We start from the raw sequence: 17416 nt of genomic DNA, 5'->3' as shown, positions 1-17416 counted from the left end.
ACGGGCGGCGCGCGCGGTGCGAGCACGTCGACGCGGCCGGTTGTTCGATCTGCAACGGCGCTCGCCGCCGCCACGCGGCGAGCGCGCGGTACGCATTCGCAGCGCGAGACCTCGGCCGATCGGCACAGTCCGATGCCGCATGCATCGTCGCGAAGCGCAGGTCGCCGCCGTGTGTCATCTGTGTCGCGTCCCTCGTGCCGTCACGCCGCGTGCCAGTACGCGTCGAGGCGCGCGATCAGCGCGTCGCGCTGCGCCGCATCGACGAACGACGCTTCGAAGCCGTTGCGGATCACCGCATGCACGTCGGCGTCGTCGAGCTGCAGCCCGGCGACGGTGGCGAAATAGTTGTCGTTCACGTAGCCGCCGAAATAGGCGGGATCGTCCGAGTTGATCGTCACCGCGACGCCGCGATCGAGCAGCGCCTTCAGCGTGTGCTTTGCCATGTCGTCGAACACGCACAGCTTCAGGTTCGACAGCGGGCATACGGTGAGCGCCGTGCGCGTGCGCGCGAGCCGTTCGACGAGCGCCGGATCCTCGATGCTGCGCACGCCGTGATCGATCCGGTCGACCTTCAGCACGTCGAGCGCCTCGTAGATGTACGCGGGCGGGCCTTCCTCGCCCGCGTGCGCGACGAGCTTCAGCCCGAGCGCGCGCGCTTTGTCGAACACGCGCGCGAACTTCGACGGCGGATGCCCGAGTTCCGACGAGTCGAGGCCGACGCCGATCAGTCGATGACGATAGCGCTCGAACAGCGGCAGCGCCGATTCGAACGTTGCGAGCGCATCTTCTTCCGGCAGATGGCGCAGGAAGCACAGGATCAGCTTGCTCGACAGCCCGCGCTTTTCCGCATCCGCGAGCGCGCGCTCGATGCCGGCGACCACGGTGTCGATCGGCACGCCGCGCTCGGTGTGCGTCTGCGGATCGAAGAACAGTTCGGTATGCACGACGCTGTCGGCGAGCGCGCGTTGGCAGTACGCGGCCGTCATGTCGTAGAAATCCTGCTCGGTGAGCAGCACGCTCGCGCCTGCGTAGTAGATGTCGAGGAATGACTGCAGGTCGGTGAACGCATACGCGGCGCGCAGCGCGTCGATCGAGTCGTACGCGAGCTTCACGCCGTTGCGCTGCGCGAGCGCGAAAATCAGTTCGGGCTCGAGCGAGCCCTCGATGTGGATATGCAGCTCCGCTTTCGGCGCGCGGGCGATCTTGTTCTTGAATGTCGGGGTCATGGCGTCGTCGTTTGGTCGGTCAGAAATGAGGGGAAGCCTGCGCGGGCGCATTCGCGTCGACGGCCTGCAGCAGCTGCGCGGCCACCGAGATCGCGATCACTTCGGGCGCCTTGTCGACGATTCCTTCGACGCCGATCGGGCAGCGCATCCGCGCGAGCTGCGCGGGGTCGATGCCGATCGCGGCGAGGCGATGGTCGAACTGCACGCGTTTCGTATGCGAGCCGATCATCCCGAAGTACGCATAGTCGCCGCGTCGCAGGATGCGCTCGGCGAGCATGAAGTCGAGCGCATGATCGTGCGTCATCACGACGAAGTACGCGTGCGGCGGCGCCGTGTCGATTGCGTCTGCCGGCGTGTCGGTCGCTTCGATCGCGAGATTGCCGATGCCGGCCAGCGCGTCGGCGGGCGGGAACGCGGCGTCGGAGCGGTCGATCCAGCGCACGTCGCACGGCAGCGTCGCGAGCACCTTCACGAGTGCGGTCGCCACGTGCCCGGCGCCGAACAGCACGACGGGGAATGCGTGCGGCACGATCGTCTCGGTCATCAGCGACACGCCGCCGGTTTCCCACAGCAGACAGTCGGCACGCGCGGCAGGCGATTCGGGTTCGCTGAGCAGCGGTGCGCCCGGCGAGGGGCCGAATGATACGCTACGCACGGTCGCGGTGCCGGCTGCGACGCGCTTCGCGAGCGACATGATCCACCCGAGGTCGCCGACGTCGAGGCGCTCGAACGCGAGCACGACCGCGCCGCCGCAGCACTGGCCGAGGCTCGGACCGAGCGCGAGCCGCTCGAGCCGGCGCGCGTGCGGCACGTGTGCGCCGTCCTTCAGCAGATGCCGCGCGATTTCGATCGCTTTCCATTCCAGATGACCGCCGCCGATCGTGTGGCGCGCCGTGTCGCGCGTGACGAGCATCTTGGTGCCGGCCTCGCGCGGTGCGGAGCCGTCGGTATGCGCGACGGTCACGAGCACGGCCGCTTCGCCGTGCGCGAGCAGTTGCTGCAGATCGCCGAGCCACGCTTCCATCAGCATGCTCCGTTCGGGGCGGCGCAGCACGACGCGCGGCGCGGGCTGGCTGGCGCCGCGGCAACGACGACGGACGGGAGCGACGCATGGCGCGCGGGCGGCCGACGACGGACGACGGCGGCACGGCGGTGCGTGCGGACGGCGCCGCCGGATGGGCGGACGCGATGACGGTGACGGAGGCGGATGGTTTGCGTTGTCATGACGAATCCAGTCGACATTGCGGATCGGGCGCGCGTTACGCAGGAGGTGAGACCGCCTGGTCTCGCGCACGTAGATCGCCATCCAGTCGCGAAGATAGCACCGCCGCGCGGCGGCAACATCGTCGGACGGTGATCTGCGCTATCAGGCGGCGATCATGTCGATCATAGGCCGTCGTGCGCGATTCGGGCGCCGACGTGCGGGCGTGGGGCCGAAACGCGCGCGCGGCGGGCGGATGCGGGCGCCGCGCGGCGGACGTTCGTCCGGACCTCCGCGCGGCAGCGCTGTAGGTGGTGATACGCGGCGGCCGCACATCGGCGGCCGCGTGCCCGGCGACGAACGGACGGCGGCCGGCGGGCCGACTGCGCTGCCGCGGGCGGCCGGCGCAGGTCGCCCCTCGCCGGTCGCGGGGTCAGCCGGCGAGCTTGCGGCGATGGCGCCACAGGCTCGCGACGACGGGAAGCAGGATCGCGGCGAAGCCGATCAGCGCCCAGCCGGGCAGCAGGATGCCGAGGATCGGCGGGTAGACCGTCTCGCACAGCCCGGCGACCTTGAACATGCCGGGGAACCACTGTGCCGGCGGCAGGCTGTCGACGATCGGCTGCAGCGTGTCGAAGCCGCAGCTGAAGCCCGGATTCAACTGGATCGACAAGTGCCGCGCGGCCGTACCGACGCCGCCCGCCGCGGCGATCGCGATCAGCAGTTCGAGCACCCAGATGCCGCGCCAGTTGCGCATCCCGGCTGCGACGAACGCGAAGATGCCGATCGCCGCGAAGAAGTAGCGCTGGATGATGCACAGCGGGCACGGATCCTCGTTCTTCACGTACTGCAGGTACAGCGCGCCGGCGAGCAGCGCGATGCACACCCATCCGAGCAGCATCAGCAGGCGGCGTTCGCGGCGGAGGGCAAGCGTGTAGTCGTTCATGTCGGCGGGGTTCCTCGTCGGTCGGTCCGGAAAACAATCGCGCGATTTTAGCGCGAACGGTCTGGCACGAAACTGACGGGGCAGGTGCGGCACCCCGCCGCATCCCGGCCTGCGCGCCTAGCGGATCGTATTGAGCACGGCCTCGACCGACTGGCCGATCGCGAGCAGCGCGTCGTCGCGATGCGGCGCGGCCGCGAGCATCAGCCCGACCGGCGCGGCATCGCGGGGATGGCACGGCAGCGACAGCGCGCATGCGTCGAGGAAGTTGAACACGCCGGGGTTGCGCAGCATCAACGCGTTGGTGCGCGTGAACGCCGCGTCGTCCGCTTCGAGTTCCGCGATGCGCGGCGGCACGACGGGCACCGTCGGTGCGACGAGCGCGTCGAAGCGCGCCCACACGGTGTGCGCGGCCTCGTCGAGCATCGCGGCACGTGCGGCGAGCAGATCGAGATAGTCGGCCGCGGTCGCGGGTTCGCCCTTCAGGATCCGCGACAGCACACGCGGATCGTATTGGTCGCGGTGCTGCGCGAGCAGCGGGCGATGCCATGCGTACGCCTCGATCGGCGAGAAGCCGAAACGGTTGATGTCCGGCAGCCGGTCGAGCGCGGGGAACCGCACTTCCGTGACGATCGCGCCCGCCGCTTCCAGATGCTTGAGCGCGGCATCGAGCGCGGCGGCGACTTCCGCGTCGACGCCGTCGGTCACGTAGTTCGTCAGCACGCCGAGACGCACGCCTTCGAGCGGCCGAGCCGCCGGCACGTCGGGTTCGAGCCCGGCGAGTATCCGGTCGACCAGCGCGCAGCATGCGACCGTCACGCCGATCGGGCCGAACGAGTCGAGCGTCGTCGACAGCGGCACGCCGCCGTGCGTCGGGATCCGGCTCGCGGTCGGCTTGAAGCCCGTCAGCCCGCACAGCGCGGCCGGAATGCGCAGCGATCCGCCCGTGTCGGTGCCGAGCGCGACGGCCGCCATTCCGTCGGCGACGGACGCGGCCGCGCCGGACGACGAGCCGCCCGCGATCCGCGCATCGCCCGGCACGTCGCGGCGATACGGCGAACGCGGCGTGCCGAAGTGCGGATTCAGCCCGAGCCCGGAGAACGCGAATTCGCTCATGTTCGTGCGGCCGACGATCACCGCGCCCGCGCGCCGCAGCCGTGCGACGGCGACCGCGTCGGTCGTCGCGGGCGGCGCGCCGTCGAGTACGCGCGAACCGGCGCGCGTGACTTGGCCGGCGACGTCGAACAGATCCTTCACCGACACCGGAATGCCGGCGAGCGGCGACAGCACGGTGCCGGCCGCGCGCAGGCGGTCGTGCGCGTCGGCGGCCGCACGCGCGTTGTCCGCGTCGACTTTGGTGAACGCGATCGCGCCCTGGCCGGACGGATCGGCGATCCGGTCGAGCGCAGTATCGACGAGCGCACGGCTGGTGGTGCGGCCGGTGGCGAGATCGGCGGCGAGCCGCGCGAGCGGCGGAAAGGGCGTGAAAGCGGTCATGGGCGGCTCAGGGGCGAAGATGTTGGAGAAGGGTGGTGCGAAACGAATCGATATGGCGTTCGACGGCATCGCGTGCGCCTGCGGCATCGCGCGCGGACAGCCGCTCGAACAGCTCGCGATGCTCGCGCTGGACGTCGGCGAGATGATGCGGCTCGGACAGCGTGACGAACCAGAAGCGCAGCGAGCGTTCGTGCAATCCGCGCAGGATGTCGGCGAGCACCGCGTTGCGCGCGGCCGCGGCGATCGTCTGATGGAATGCGCGATCGAGATCCATCATTGCCTCGACGTCGTGCGCGTCGACGCATGCCTGTCCGTCGTCGAGCAGCTCGGCCATGCGCGCAAGTTCGTCCGGTGCCGCATGGCGCGCGGCGAGCGCCGCGCAGTGCGCTTCGTTGATGCGCCGCACGTCGATCACCGCGACGATGTCGTCGAGCGACAGCGGCTGCACCATGAGACCCTTGCGCGGTATCACGGACAGCAGCCCTTCGAGCACGAGCCGGTGCACGGCCTGGTGCACCGGGGTGCGGCCGATGCCGGTGCGCGCGACGAGCTCGGCTTCGTTGAGCGCGGCGCCCGGCTTCAGGCGCATCGTGACGATGTCGCGCTGGATCAACGCGTACGCGCGTTCGGCGAGGCTCGTCGCCGCTGCGCAAGGGCTTTCGGGCGCGACGTCGGGGCGAGCATTCATGCGGGTTGCGGTACGGCGGGCGGGGAAGACGCGATCATCGCGGGCACCGTCGGAGCGTGAACGATGCATGGATATTATTGTGATATATCACTGCTGTCCAGCCGCAACCTTGCCTTTTCCGCCGGTTGGCCCGGACGACCCGCACGGGCAGGCAATTCGCTGCGCAGTTGCAACATGATCGACAGGATGTTGCAGGTTTACCGTGCGATCGGGCACTGAAGCATAATGAATCCTCGTCTATCTACACGCGCGAGACGTATCACCCCATCGTCATGAGCGAAAACACACCGCCTTCGGCCGGGTTGCCCGGCACTTCTTCCGCTTCCTCCGATTCCCTTCGCCCCAATTCTGCTAAAACGCCCGACGTGCCGGCAGAGCAGGCCGCCGCGACGCACGACGTTGCCGACGACGGCGCATCGCCGGTCACCGCGGCGTCCGAGCCCGGCGCACCCGGCGCGGCCGGCGCGCCAGCCGACGGCGCCGTCGAGCCGCAGAAACCCGGCGCACCGCCGCCCGGCTTCGGCGCGCCGCCCGATTTCGACACGCCGCGGCCGCCACCCGCCAGTGCGCAGAACGCACCGCCCGCGTATCTGAAGCAGAACGACACGCCGTGGTCGGTGTTCGGCCGCATCGTCGCGGCGCGCGCGCGGCGGCTGTTCGACCGCGCCGGCCAGCGCATCACGCAGCGCACGCTGCGCATCGGCGTGTCTGCGCGGATCTTCCACCCGGAACCGGGCGCGAAGGGATTGCGCGGCAAGACGCTGCAGTATCTCGAGGAATCGATCGCGCACTGGGTGATGTCGCGCGACGTGCTCGTGTTCATGATCCCGACCGTCGGCCATCAGGGGATGCTGCACCCGAGCAACATCCGGCTGCGCGACTACGCGAAGCATCTCGACGGCCTGCTGCTGCAGGGCGGCGCGGACGTTTCGCCGCAGACGTACGCGGCGTCGGACGCGCGCCCCGAATGGCCGGGCGATCGCGTGCGGGACATGTACGAGCTCGAACTGCTGCACGAGTTCGTCGAATCCGGCAAGCCCGTGCTCGGCGTGTGCCGCGGCTGCCAGTTGATCAACGTCGCGTTCGGCGGCTCGCTGTATCAGGACATCGCGACCGACGTGCCGACCGCGAATCCGCACGTGAGCGAGCATTACGACCAGCATCGACATGCGATCCGCTTCCCCGAATCGTCGACGCTCGCGAGCATGTTCCCGGGGCGCAGCGAAGCGATCGTCAATTCGATTCATCACCAAGCGATCCGCGATCTCGGCCGCGATCTGAACATCGAGGCCGTGTCGGTCGGCGATGGAATCATCGAAGGCATCCGCTATCGTCGCGCACCGTTCGTCGTCGGCGTTCAGTGGCACCCGGAGTTCCACCGCGCGGGCGGCGCCGAGCTGCTCGACTGCACGCCGCTGCTCGATGCATTCCTGCGCGCGGCGCGCGAAACGCGCCTGTAGCGAGCGGCGTTCCACGACGGTCATCGATGCGGCCGCATCCCGCACAATTTCGAGATGCGGCCGCACGCGCGTGAACGATAATCGCGTGTTTCGATTCGTTCGCCGGAGTGTGACGTTGGCCTTCCGAAATTTTTCCCCAGCACGATGTGCAACGTGGATCGTTGCGATGATGGCGTCCGCGTATGCCTGCGCCGTGTGGTCTGCGGACACGACGGCGCCCGTCGCGGGCACGCGTCCCGCGATGACGAGCCTCGGCGGCGCGGCCGCATCCGCGGTATCGGCGGCTTCGGGTGCGTCCGGGGTCGACGCGACCGCGCAGGGCAACGTCGCCGAGCTCACGCGCATGCTGCACGACGGCCGGATCGTCGAGATGCGTACGACGTACAACGGCAGCTACGGTGCGAGCCTGATGTTCGATCCGCGCGAGATGACGTATTACGTCGCGCTGTTCCAGGACAAGCAGCTGTGGCGTGTGATCCGGTCGCAGGACAAGCAGCGTGCGGAGAGCGTATACGCGAACTTCGTGCAGCAAACCGTGCAGCTGGCGGACGTCGAGATCCGCCGTACCGAGCTGCAGGCGCAGAAGGCGTTTCTCGAGCGCGTGATCGCGCTGCAGGCGAATCGCGCGCAGCAGTTGCAGGCCGACCTGAGCGTCGCGCGCAGCCAGCAGAGCGAGGTCGCGCAGCGGCAGAAGGCGGCGCAGGAGCAGGCGCAGGCGCTACAGGTCGAAAAGCGGGCGGCGCAGATCCGGTTGCGTGATCTGCAGGACCAGGTGCGGCAACTCGAGCGGCAGGCGGAGAGCGGATTATCCGCGCATCAGTGACGACGCGTCGAACGAACGGATTCGATGCGTGAACGAAACCCGGCGAAGCGGTCTTCGCCGGGTTTTTTATTGGCTGAGCGGTCAGTGCGTGAGCACGGGCGATTGGTCGGTCAAGCGGCGGTGGGACAGCTGCGACGTCCAGTCGAAGTCGGCGGCGGGCGTCGACGCCGTGCGAGCGGGCGAGTCGGCGCGCAGCGCGTTCGCGATGGCGATCGGCGTGAGCGGGTCGTCGAATGCGTGTTCGTGCGGCGGCGCGACGCGGGCGCGTGTCGATGCGTGTGATGCGTTCGACGTGCGACCCGCACGGCCCGGACGGGCGGCGACGCGCGGCGCGGATGGCGGCGTCGCTTGTGCCGTTTCCGATCCCGGGCGCGACGATCGATGCGATTCGCGCGCCGACGGCTGCTGTGCGTGGGATGCTCTTGCGAGCGCCCGGCTGTCGGACGCCGCGCCGGGGCGCGGTGCTGCCCGACCATGTGTTGCGCCGTTCGCCGGTTGCAGTGATCGGACGATTGTCGCGACGCTCGCCGCAGCGGTCGGTTGTGCCGCCGCGGCAGCGGAATCAGATCGTGTCGGCGCAGGGCGGTGCGCGATTGCCGACGGCGCGGCACGATCGGAGACGACCTCCGTCGTGCCGACCGCGCGAGCAGGTGCGAAGCCGGCGGACGGGCCACGCAGCGCGATCAACGAGCCGATGATCGCGAGCGCGCCGATCGTCCAGCAGGTCGCATATAGCGAACGCCGTTCGCGCGGCGTATCACGAGTACGGCCGGCTTGCTCGGCGCGGCCGCTGGCGGCGGCCGGAACGACCGGCGCATCGGCTGCAGCCGATGCGGACGCCGCGATCGGCCCCCAGCGGCATGCGCGGTGCGGCGCGCGGATGTCGATGCACGACGTCGACAGCGTGGCGACACAGAGCTTGCCCGGCGGCGCGCCCGCCCTGCCGCGAAAAGTCCACTCGCGGCCGAACGGCGGGACGTCGTCAAGCGGCGCGGCGCGCGGGCGAGCCAGCGCGCCTTCGACAGGAACCAGCGGCGATTGCGTCATGAGAGCGGTACACCGCGCGACACGGGCGAACAGGTAGGTGGTCGCGGCGCGGATATCGTCGGAAACCCGACATTGTGGTCAGGCCGCGACGACCGGTCGATCGGACCGATCCGATTTTCGTGCGGAATCCGGGGCAACTCGTACGAGCGGTAGATCAAGCCGGACGCCGTGCCGCCGCTACAAGGCAATTGTCGGCTTCGCGTGGCATCATTCGCCGGTCATGTCGGCCGGCGTGTCGTTGCAGCGCGTCGCCGGCACGCGGCGCGCATTCAGCGCCATTCGAGCTCGAGCGAGAAAACATGTCCACAGCATCGCAAGCGATTACGCAGGAATCGAAAGTCCGCACCGTATTTCGGGTCGTCAGCGGCAACTTCCTCGAAATGTACGATTTCATGGTCTACGGCTATTACGCGTCGGCCATCGCGAAAACCTACTTCCCGAGCGGCAACGCGTTCGCATCGCTGATGCTGTCGCTGTCGGTGTTCGGCGCGGGCTTTCTGATGCGGCCGGTCGGCGCGATCGTGCTCGGCGCGTACATCGACCATCACGGCCGCCGCAAGGGGCTGATCCTCACGCTCGGCCTGATGGCGCTCGGTACGCTGACGGTGGCCGCGGTGCCCGGCTACGCGACGATCGGCGTGCTCGCGCCGACGCTCGTGCTGTTCGGCCGGCTGCTGCAGGGCTTTTCGGCGGGCGTCGAACTGGGCGGCGTGTCGGTCTACCTGTCCGAGATCGCGACGAAAGGGCACAAAGGGTTCTACACGTCGTGGCAATCGGGCAGCCAGCAGGTCGCCGTCGTGTTCGCCGCGTTCGTCGGCGTGCTGCTGAACCGCGCGCTGCCGGCCGAAGACATGACCGCATGGGGCTGGCGCATTCCGTTCCTGATCGGCTGCCTGATCGTGCCGTTCCTGTTCCTGATTCGCCGCTCGCTGAAGGAGACCGACGAGTTTCTCGCGAAGTCGCATCGTCCGTCGATGGGCGAAATCATGCGCTCGATGCTCGACAACTGGGGCGTCGTGATCGCCGGCATGGGGATGGTGATCATGACGACGGTGTCGTTCTACATGATCACCGCCTATACGCCGACGTTCGGCAAGGAAGTGCTGCATCTGACGTCGCTCGACGCGCTCGTCGTGACGGTGTGCGTCGGCATTTCGAATCTCGTGTGGCTGCCGCTGTCCGGCGCGCTGTCCGATCGTATCGGCCGCCGCCCGGTGCTGATCGCGTTCACCGTGCTCACGCTGCTGACGGCTTACCCGGCCGTGCTGTGGCTCGTCGCGCAGCCGTCGTTCCTGCGGCTGCTCGCCGTCGAGCTGTGGCTGTCGTTCCTGTACGGTTCGTACAACGGCGCGATGGTCGTCGCGCTGACCGAAGTGATGCCGGCCGACGTACGCACGGCCGGCTTTTCGCTCGCATACAGCCTCGCGACGACGATCGGCGGGTTTACGCCGGCGATCTCGACGCTGCTGATTCACGAGACCGGCAACAAGGCCGCGCCGGGGCTGTGGCTCAGCGTCGCCGCGATCTGCGGCCTGTTCGCGACGCTCGTGCTGTACCGTACGAACGAATCGCGCAGCCAGTACAAGGCCACTTGACGTCCGGCGTGTGACGCCGGGCTGCCGCGCGGCGCGCGCTGCGTGCGCCGTGCATCGGAAGGGAGCGCACTGCGCTCCCTTTTTCGTGCGCGTTCACGCGTCGCGCAGCGCGGCAGCGACGCTCGCCGCCACGTCGCGCCACTCGCCCGGTGCCGGCTGGCGCGCGAGCCGGGCGCGCGGATACCACGGACAATCGTCGCCGGTGAACCAGCGCCAGTCGGCCGCGAACGGCAGCATGATCCACACCGGCTTGCCGAGTGCGCCCGCGAGGTGCGCGACGGCCGTGTCGATCGTGACGACGCCGTCGAGCCGTTCGATCAGCGCAGCCGTATCGGCGAAGTCGTTCAGCCGGCCGTCGAGACGATGCACGCGCGGATGCGCGTCGACGCGCGCGCGATCGCCGTCGTCGAGCGTGGGCTGCAGCACGATCCAGTCGATGTCCGGCAGCGCGAGCAGCGGTGCGAGCGCGTCGAACGGCATCGAGCGGTTTTCCTGCGCTTGCCGGCGCCCCGACCATGCAAGGCCGTACTTGCGCTTCGACTGACCGCCGAGCGACCCGCGAAAGCGTCGGCGTGCGGTGTCGGGCGCGTCGAGATAACGCTGGCCGACGGCGATGTCGGCCGGCTGCAGCCCGAGCAGCAACGGCAGGCTCATCAGTGTGCATCCGACGTCGGCGGCCGGCAGCTTCGTCCCCTGTGCGACGAGCGTCACGCGCCAGCGTGCCGCAGCCGGTGCGAGCAGCGCGAGCAGTTCCGGCTGCACTTCGAGCACGAGCCGTGCGCACTTTGCGCGCGCGAGCGGCACGAAGCGGACGAACTGCAGCGTGTCGCCGAACCCCTGTTCCGCGCGGATCAGCAGCGTGCGCGATGCAATCGGCTCGCCGTGCCAGCGAGGCAACGCGCCGAGCGGCGTCGCGCCCGGCGTATCGTGGCGCGCTTCGTAAGCGGGCAGGCCGCGCGTGAAGTCGCCGAGCGTGAGCAGCGTGACCGCCCGGTGCAATTCGGCGAGCTTCAGATCCGGCGCGACGCGCAGCGCCTGATCGAACGCGCGCAGCGCCATCTCGTACGCGCGGAGCGCGTGATGCGCATTGCCGAGATTCAGCCACGCCAGACCGAACGACGGATCGAGGCCGACCGCACGCTCGTAGTACGGCAGCGCGTCGCGGTGACGCCCCTGCGCGCACAGCGCGTTCGCGAGCCCGAACAGGGCGAGCGGAAACGGCGGATGCAGCGCGAGCGCGGCCTCGAATGCGGCGGCCGCATCGGCATGACGGCCCAGCGCCTCGAACGTATTGCCGAGATTGAAATGCGCGGCGACGAAACGCGGCTGCGCGGCGATCGCGGCCTGGAAGTGCGCGATCGCATCGTCGGCGCGGCCCATCGCGTTCAGCGCCATCGCGAGATTGTTGTGCGCGCCGGCATGTCCGGGCCGCAGCTCCAGCGCGCGGCGGAACGCGGCGAGCGCATCGTCGTGACGGCCGAGCGCGTTCAGCGCGTTGCCGAGATTGTTGTGGATCGATGCGTCGTCCGGCGTCAGCAGCAGCGCGCGGCGGAATGCATCGACGGCGTCCTCGTGGCGCTGCAGCGCCGCATACGCATTGCCGAGGTTGTAGTGCGCGAGCGGAAATTCGGGTGCGAGCGTCAGCGCATTCCGAAAGCGGTCGATCGCTTCGTCGAGCCGGCCCAGCGCCTTCAGCGCATTGCCGAGATTGAGCTGCAGCGCCGCATCGTTCGGGCGCAACGCGACCGCACGGCCGACGAGATCAGCCGCTTCGGCATGCTGGCCCTGCTGATGCCGAAGCACGCCGAACAGATGGAGCGCGTCGGCGTCGGCGGGATTGGTCGCGAGCGCGGCGCGATAGCCGTGCTCGGCCTCGGCGAGGCGGCCCTCGCGATGCGCGGCGTACGCTCGGTCGAATGCGGAATCCATGACGCGAAAACTGGCGGAAAGCGCGTATTTTCCCATACTGCCTGCGCGCGCCGCCCATCGGCCGTTCGGCATATGGCCCCGTCACGCGGAGCGGCGTAGACTTGCAGGGTCGCGTGTCATCGAGGTTCTCATGGCTGACACACTGCTCGATATTCCGCCCGTGCTGATCGTCGGCGCGGGGCCGACCGGCCTTGCCGCGGCGATGAGCCTCGCGCGGGCCCGCGTGCCGGTGCGCATCGTCGACCGGCTCGTCACGCCCGCGCCGTATTCGCGCGCGATCGGCATTCAGGCGCGCACGCTCGAGTTGCTGGAGCAGCATCGGGCAGTCGAACCGTTTCTCGAACTCGGGCATCGCGTGCACGCGGCCGCGCTGCACGCCGACGGCCGCGTCATCGCGCAGCTCGATTTCGATCCGCTGCAAACCCGTTATCCGTATCTGCTGCTTCTCGACCAGAGCGTCACCGAGCGGCTGCTGACCGAGCACCTGGCTGGATTCGGCGTGCGCGTCGAGCGCGGCGTGAAGCTTTGCGCGTGCGACGCAGGCGGTACGTCGCTCGACGTGACGCTGCGCGGCGCCGACGGTCGCACCGAGCGATTCGCGCCGTCGTATCTGATCGCGGCGGACGGCGCGCACAGCACGGTACGGCACCTGCTCGGCGTCGGCTTCGCCGGCCACGCATTCGAACAGACGTTCCTGCTCGCCGACTTCGCGGCGATACCCGACTGGCCGGACGACGAGATCCACCTGTTCACGACGTCGGACGGCATCGCGGGTCTGTTCCCGCTCGGCGAAGGGCGCTATCGGCTCGTCGCGGACCGGCCGCCCGGCGAGCCGCTGCCGGACGCATCGGCACCGTCGCTCGACGTGTGCGAGGCGATCGTCCGTACGCGCATCGGCACGTCGATCGCGCCGAGCGATCTCGCGTGGTCGTCGTATTTCCACCTGCATAGCCGGATGGTCGAGCGGCTGCGCCACGGGCGCGTGTTCTTTGCGGGCGACGCGGCGCACGTGCACAGTCCGGCCGGCGCGCAGGGGATGAACACCGGCATCCAGGAAGCGTTCAATCTGGGCTGGAAGCTCGCGCGCGTGCTCTCCGGCGGCGCGCCCGAGCGGTTGCTGGACACGTATCACGCGGAGCGCCATCCGATTGAGCGCGACGTATTGCGGCAGACGGGCTTCGTCACGCAGATCGTCGAAGCCGACCACGGCGCGATGAAGCTGCTGCGCGATCGCATCGTGCCGCTGCTGTCGTCGTTCGGGCCGGTGCGCGACGCGTTGCGGCGCACGGTCAGCGAGCTGGGCGTCCAGTATCGGAAGAGCCCGCTCACGCTCGAACGCGTGCTCGACGGCGGGCCGCGCGCGGGCGAGCGCGCGCCGGACGCGCTGCTGCACGTGATCGACGGCCCGCTCGGTCAGGCGCCCGGCACCGCGCGGCTATACGATCTGCACGATCCGGCGAGCTTCACATTGCTGCTGCTCGAAGAGCATCCGAGTGCCGAGCCGGGCGACGTGCCGCCGATGCCGGACGATGCGCAGGCGCTCGTGCGCGGGCTCGAACGGATCATGCCGGGTGCCGTGCGCGCGTGGCGGATCGCCGATGCGGAAGGCAACGGCGCCGAAGGGCTCGCGCAAGCGTACGGCCGCTCGCGGCCGTCGTTCTACTTGCTGCGGCCGGACGGCTACGTTGCCGCTCGCGGCCGCACGGCGACGGACGCGAACGCGCTGCTGCGTCACTGCGAAGGCTGGTTCGCGGGCGTATCGCTATCCGCGTGACCGCGCCGTCACGCGGAGGCCGGCGCCGCAGCTGGCACGAGCGACGCGCGGTGCGCGGCGATCGCGTCGAGCACGATCGGCGCGGCACGGCGTGCGGCGTCGCTCGACGGGTCGTCGAGCGCGGCGAGGAAGGCGCGACGCATCCGCGGCTCCCAGAAGCGCCGGATATGGTCGGCGATGCCGGTCAGCGCTTCGTCGCGATCGGGCATCGATTCGAAGAATGCGCCGATCTGGTTCGCCATGTCGATCAGGTGTCCGGTGTCCATCGCGTCCTCACTTGCCGGTCGTCACGGCGGCCGGCGCCGCCGCTGCACGGCGCTCGAGCAAGTCGAGCTGCTCCGCGCTGAAGCGCGCATATTGCCGCTGCCATTCCGACGGTTGCGCGACCGGCATCACCTGCACGGCCGTCACCTTGTATTCGGGGCAGTTCGTCGCCCAGTCGGAGCTGTCCGTCGTGATCACGTTCGCGCCCGATTCCGGGAAGTGGAACGTCGTGTAGACGACGCCCGGCTGCATGCGTTCGGTGACGAGCGCGCGCAGCACCGTCTGCCCGGCGCGCGACTCGATGCCGACCCAGTCGCCGGTCTTGATTCCGCGGTCCTGCGCATCGTGCGGATGGATCTCGAGGCGGTCCTCTTCGTGCCACCGCACGTTCTCGGTCCGACGCGTCTGCGCGCCGACGTTGTATTGCGACAGGATGCGGCCCGTCGTCAGGATCAGCGGATAGCGCTGCGTGACCTTCTCGGGCGTCGGGATGAACTTCGTGATCACGAACCGGCCCTTGCCGCGGACGAACGTGTCCGTATGCATCGTCGGCGTGCCTTCCGGCGCCTGCTCGTTGCACGGCCACTGGATGCTGCCGAGCGCGTCGAGCTTCTCGTACGACACGCCGGAGAAGGTCGGCGTGAGACGCGCAATCTCGTCCATGATCTCCGACGGGTGCGTGTAGTGCATGTCGTAGCCGAGCGCACGCGACAGCATCAGCGTCACTTCCCAGTCCGCATAGCCGGCGAGCGGCGGCATCACCTTGCGCACGCGCGAGATGCGGCGCTCCGCGTTCGTGAACGTGCCGTCCTTTTCGAGGAACGACGAACCCGGCAGCAGCACGTGTGCGTACTTCGCGGTTTCGTTCAGGAAGATGTCCTGCACGACGATGCATTCCATCGCCGACAGCGCGGCCGCGACATGCTGCGTGTTCGGGTCCGACTGGACGATGTCCTCGCCCTGGCAGTAGAGCCCCTTGAAGCTGCCGTCGAGCGCCGCGTCGAACATGTTCGGGATCCGCAGCCCCGGTTCCGGCTGCAGCGTGGCCGACCATGCGTGCTCGAACTGCGCGCGCACGCTTGCGTCGCCGATGTGCCGGTAGCCGGGCAGTTCGTGCGGGAACGAACCCATGTCGCACGAGCCCTGTACGTTGTTCTGGCCGCGCAGCGGATTGACGCCGACGCCTTCGCGGCCGATGTTGCCGGTTGCCATCGCGAGGTTCGCGATGCCCATCACCGTCGTCGAGCCCTGCGCATGCTCGGTCACGCCGAGGCCGTAATAGATTGCCGCGTTGCCGCCGGTCGCATAGAGGCGCGCGGCCGCGCGTACTTGTTCGGCCGGCACGCCGGTCACGTCGGCGGTCGCTTCGGGCGAATTCTCGGCGCGCGACACGAACTCGCGCCACTGCTCGAACGCGCGCGTCTCGCAGCGCTCGGCGACGAACGCTTCATCGACGAGCCCTTCGGTGACGATCACGTGCGCGAGCGCGTTGACGATCGCGACGTTGGTGCCCGGCCGCAGCTGCAGATGATGCGTCGCCTTCACGTGCGGGCCGTCGACCACGTCGATGCGGCGTGGATCGATCACGATCAGCTTCGCGCCTTCGCGAATGCGCCGCTTCAGCCGCGAGCCGAACACCGGGTGGCCGTCGGTCGGGTTCGCGCCCATCACGACGATCACGTCGGCCTTGCCGACCGATGCGAAGGTCTGCGTGCCGGCCGATTCGCCGAGCGTCGTCTTCAGTCCGTAACCGGTCGGCGAATGGCACACGCGCGCGCAGGTGTCGACGTTGTTGTTACCGAACGCGGCGCGCACGAGCTTCTGCACGAGATAGGTTTCCTCGTTCGTGCAGCGCGACGACGTGATGCCGCCGATCGAATCGCGGCCGTATTTCTGCTGCAGCTTGCGGAACTGCGTCGCCGCGTAGGTCAGCGCTTCGTCCCAGCTGACTTCGCGCCACGGATCGGTGATCTTTTCGCGGATCATCGGTTTCGTGATGCGATCCTTGTGCGTCGCGTAGCCCCACGCGAAGCGTCCCTTCACGCACGCATGGCCTTCGTTCGCGAGTCCATTCTTGTGCGGCGTCATGCGCACGACCTGCGTGCCCTTCATCTCCGCCTTGAACGAGCAGCCGACGCCGCAATACGCGCAGGTCGTGATGACCGAGTGTTCGGCCTGGCCGAGCTGCGCGACCGACTTCTCCTGCAGCGTCGCGGTCGGGCATGCGGCGACGCAGGCGCCGCACGACACGCACTCCGATTCCATGAACGGTTCGCTTTCGCCGGCCGCGACGCGCGACTCGAAGCCGCGCGCGGCAATCGTCAGCGCGAACGTGCCCTGCGTTTCCTCGCAGGCGCGCACGCAGCGATTGCACACGATGCACTTCGACGGGTCGTACGTGAAGTACGGATTCGACTCGTCTTTACGGTCCTGCAGGTGGTTCGCGCCGTCGAAACCGTAGCGCACCTCGCGCAGGCCGACGACGCCCGCCATGTCCTGCAATTCGCAGTCGCCATTGGCGGGGCAGGTCAGGCAATCGAGCGGATGGTCGGAGATATACAGCTCCATCACGTTGCGACGCAGCGCCTGCAGCCGGTCCGACTGCGTGCGGACCTTCATCCCCGCTTCGGCGGGCGTCGTGCACGACGCCGGATAGCCACGCCGGCCTTCGATCTCGACGAGGCACAGCCGGCACGAGCCGAACGGCTCGAGCGAGTCGGTCGCACACAGCTTCGGAACGTTCACGCCGGCTTCGATCGCGGCGCGCATCACCGACGTGCCGGCCGGCACCGTGACGGGCCGGCCGTCGATTTCGAGCGTCACGTCGGTGTCGGCGTACCGCTGCGGCGTGCCGTAATCGGTTTCGTCGAACGGGTCGCGCACGCGCGCCTGCGCGGCGCTCTTGCATGCGCATTGGCCTGAGCCGCAACCGCCTTGGCGGACATTGTTCGTGTCGACAGACATGCAGA

13 protein-coding genes are annotated in these 17416 nt (G+C 69.0%); 5 read left to right on the top strand and 8 right to left on the bottom strand.

The annotated features are described in order from the left end of the window. Positions 1-200 precede the first annotated feature (200 nt). The 5 genes from BUB20358_RS07200 to BUB20358_RS07180 all read right to left on the bottom strand — a co-directional run bounded on the left by BUB20358_RS07200 (position 201) and on the right by BUB20358_RS07180 (position 5555). On the bottom strand, positions 201-1226 hold the full coding sequence (locus BUB20358_RS07200; protein ID WP_035972842.1) for an adenosine deaminase: 1026 nt from the start codon (positions 1224-1226) through the stop codon (positions 201-203). A 19-nt stretch (positions 1227-1245) separates the two neighbouring features. Further along, positions 1246-2250: a xanthine dehydrogenase accessory protein XdhC gene (xdhC, locus tag BUB20358_RS07195; protein ID WP_035973404.1), complete on the bottom strand. Its 1005-nt coding sequence runs from the start codon at positions 2248-2250 to the stop codon at positions 1246-1248. 610 nt (positions 2251-2860) lie between these two features. After that, entirely contained in the window at positions 2861-3373 is a 513-nt protein-coding gene (locus tag BUB20358_RS07190) for a disulfide bond formation protein B (RefSeq protein WP_035972841.1), read from the bottom strand. A gap of 117 nt (positions 3374-3490) precedes the next feature. Further along, positions 3491-4867, bottom strand: a complete 1377-nt coding sequence (locus tag BUB20358_RS07185; protein ID WP_035972840.1) for an amidase — start codon at positions 4865-4867, stop codon at positions 3491-3493. A gap of 7 nt (positions 4868-4874) precedes the next feature. Further along, complete coding sequence (locus BUB20358_RS07180) at positions 4875-5555, bottom strand: GntR family transcriptional regulator (RefSeq protein ID WP_035972839.1); 681 nt, start codon at positions 5553-5555, stop codon at positions 4875-4877. A gap of 272 nt (positions 5556-5827) precedes the next feature. Between BUB20358_RS07180 and BUB20358_RS07175 the strand changes: the two genes are divergently transcribed. The 4 genes from BUB20358_RS07175 to BUB20358_RS07160 all read left to right on the top strand — a co-directional run bounded on the left by BUB20358_RS07175 (position 5828) and on the right by BUB20358_RS07160 (position 10480). Beyond that, on the top strand, positions 5828-7015 hold the full coding sequence (locus BUB20358_RS07175) for a gamma-glutamyl-gamma-aminobutyrate hydrolase (RefSeq protein WP_006764887.1): 1188 nt from the start codon (positions 5828-5830) through the stop codon (positions 7013-7015). 115 nt (positions 7016-7130) lie between these two features. Next, positions 7131-7838: a DUF2968 domain-containing protein gene (locus BUB20358_RS07170; protein ID WP_035972837.1), complete on the top strand. Its 708-nt coding sequence runs from the start codon at positions 7131-7133 to the stop codon at positions 7836-7838. Between the two features lie 28 nt (positions 7839-7866). Continuing rightward, positions 7867-8922: a hypothetical protein gene (locus BUB20358_RS07165; protein ID WP_158380483.1), complete on the top strand. Its 1056-nt coding sequence runs from the start codon at positions 7867-7869 to the stop codon at positions 8920-8922. A 262-nt stretch (positions 8923-9184) separates the two neighbouring features. Beyond that, positions 9185-10480 carry an MFS transporter gene (locus BUB20358_RS07160; RefSeq protein WP_035972833.1) on the top strand — a complete coding sequence of 432 codons (1296 nt, stop codon included), beginning with the start codon at positions 9185-9187 and terminating at the stop codon, positions 10478-10480. 93 nt (positions 10481-10573) lie between these two features. On the opposite strand, the gene BUB20358_RS07155 is transcribed toward BUB20358_RS07160, so the two are convergent. Beyond that, the gene (locus tag BUB20358_RS07155; RefSeq protein WP_396022386.1) at positions 10574-12409 is read right to left on the bottom strand and encodes a tetratricopeptide repeat protein; all 1836 of its coding nucleotides are present in this window, start codon (positions 12407-12409) and stop codon (positions 10574-10576) included. 130 nt (positions 12410-12539) lie between these two features. Between BUB20358_RS07155 and BUB20358_RS07150 the strand changes: the two genes are divergently transcribed. Then, positions 12540-14183, top strand: a complete 1644-nt coding sequence (locus tag BUB20358_RS07150; protein ID WP_035972829.1) for an FAD-dependent monooxygenase — start codon at positions 12540-12542, stop codon at positions 14181-14183. Positions 14184-14191: 8 nt separating this feature from the next. Here the strand turns inward: BUB20358_RS07150 and BUB20358_RS07145 are convergent, their stop codons facing one another. Together BUB20358_RS07145 and fdhF are read right to left on the bottom strand one after the other, a co-directional pair. Continuing rightward, the gene (locus BUB20358_RS07145; protein WP_006764881.1) at positions 14192-14449 is read right to left on the bottom strand and encodes a formate dehydrogenase subunit delta; all 258 of its coding nucleotides are present in this window, start codon (positions 14447-14449) and stop codon (positions 14192-14194) included. Between the two features lie 7 nt (positions 14450-14456). Next, on the bottom strand, positions 14457-17411 hold the full coding sequence (fdhF, locus tag BUB20358_RS07140) for a formate dehydrogenase subunit alpha (RefSeq protein ID WP_006764880.1): 2955 nt from the start codon (positions 17409-17411) through the stop codon (positions 14457-14459). Positions 17412-17416 lie beyond the last annotated feature (5 nt).

The organism is Burkholderia dolosa, from assembly GCF_902499135.1.
Taxonomy (GTDB): Bacteria; Pseudomonadota; Gammaproteobacteria; order Burkholderiales; family Burkholderiaceae; genus Burkholderia; species Burkholderia dolosa.
This window is presented reverse-complemented; position numbering and strand designations above follow the sequence as displayed.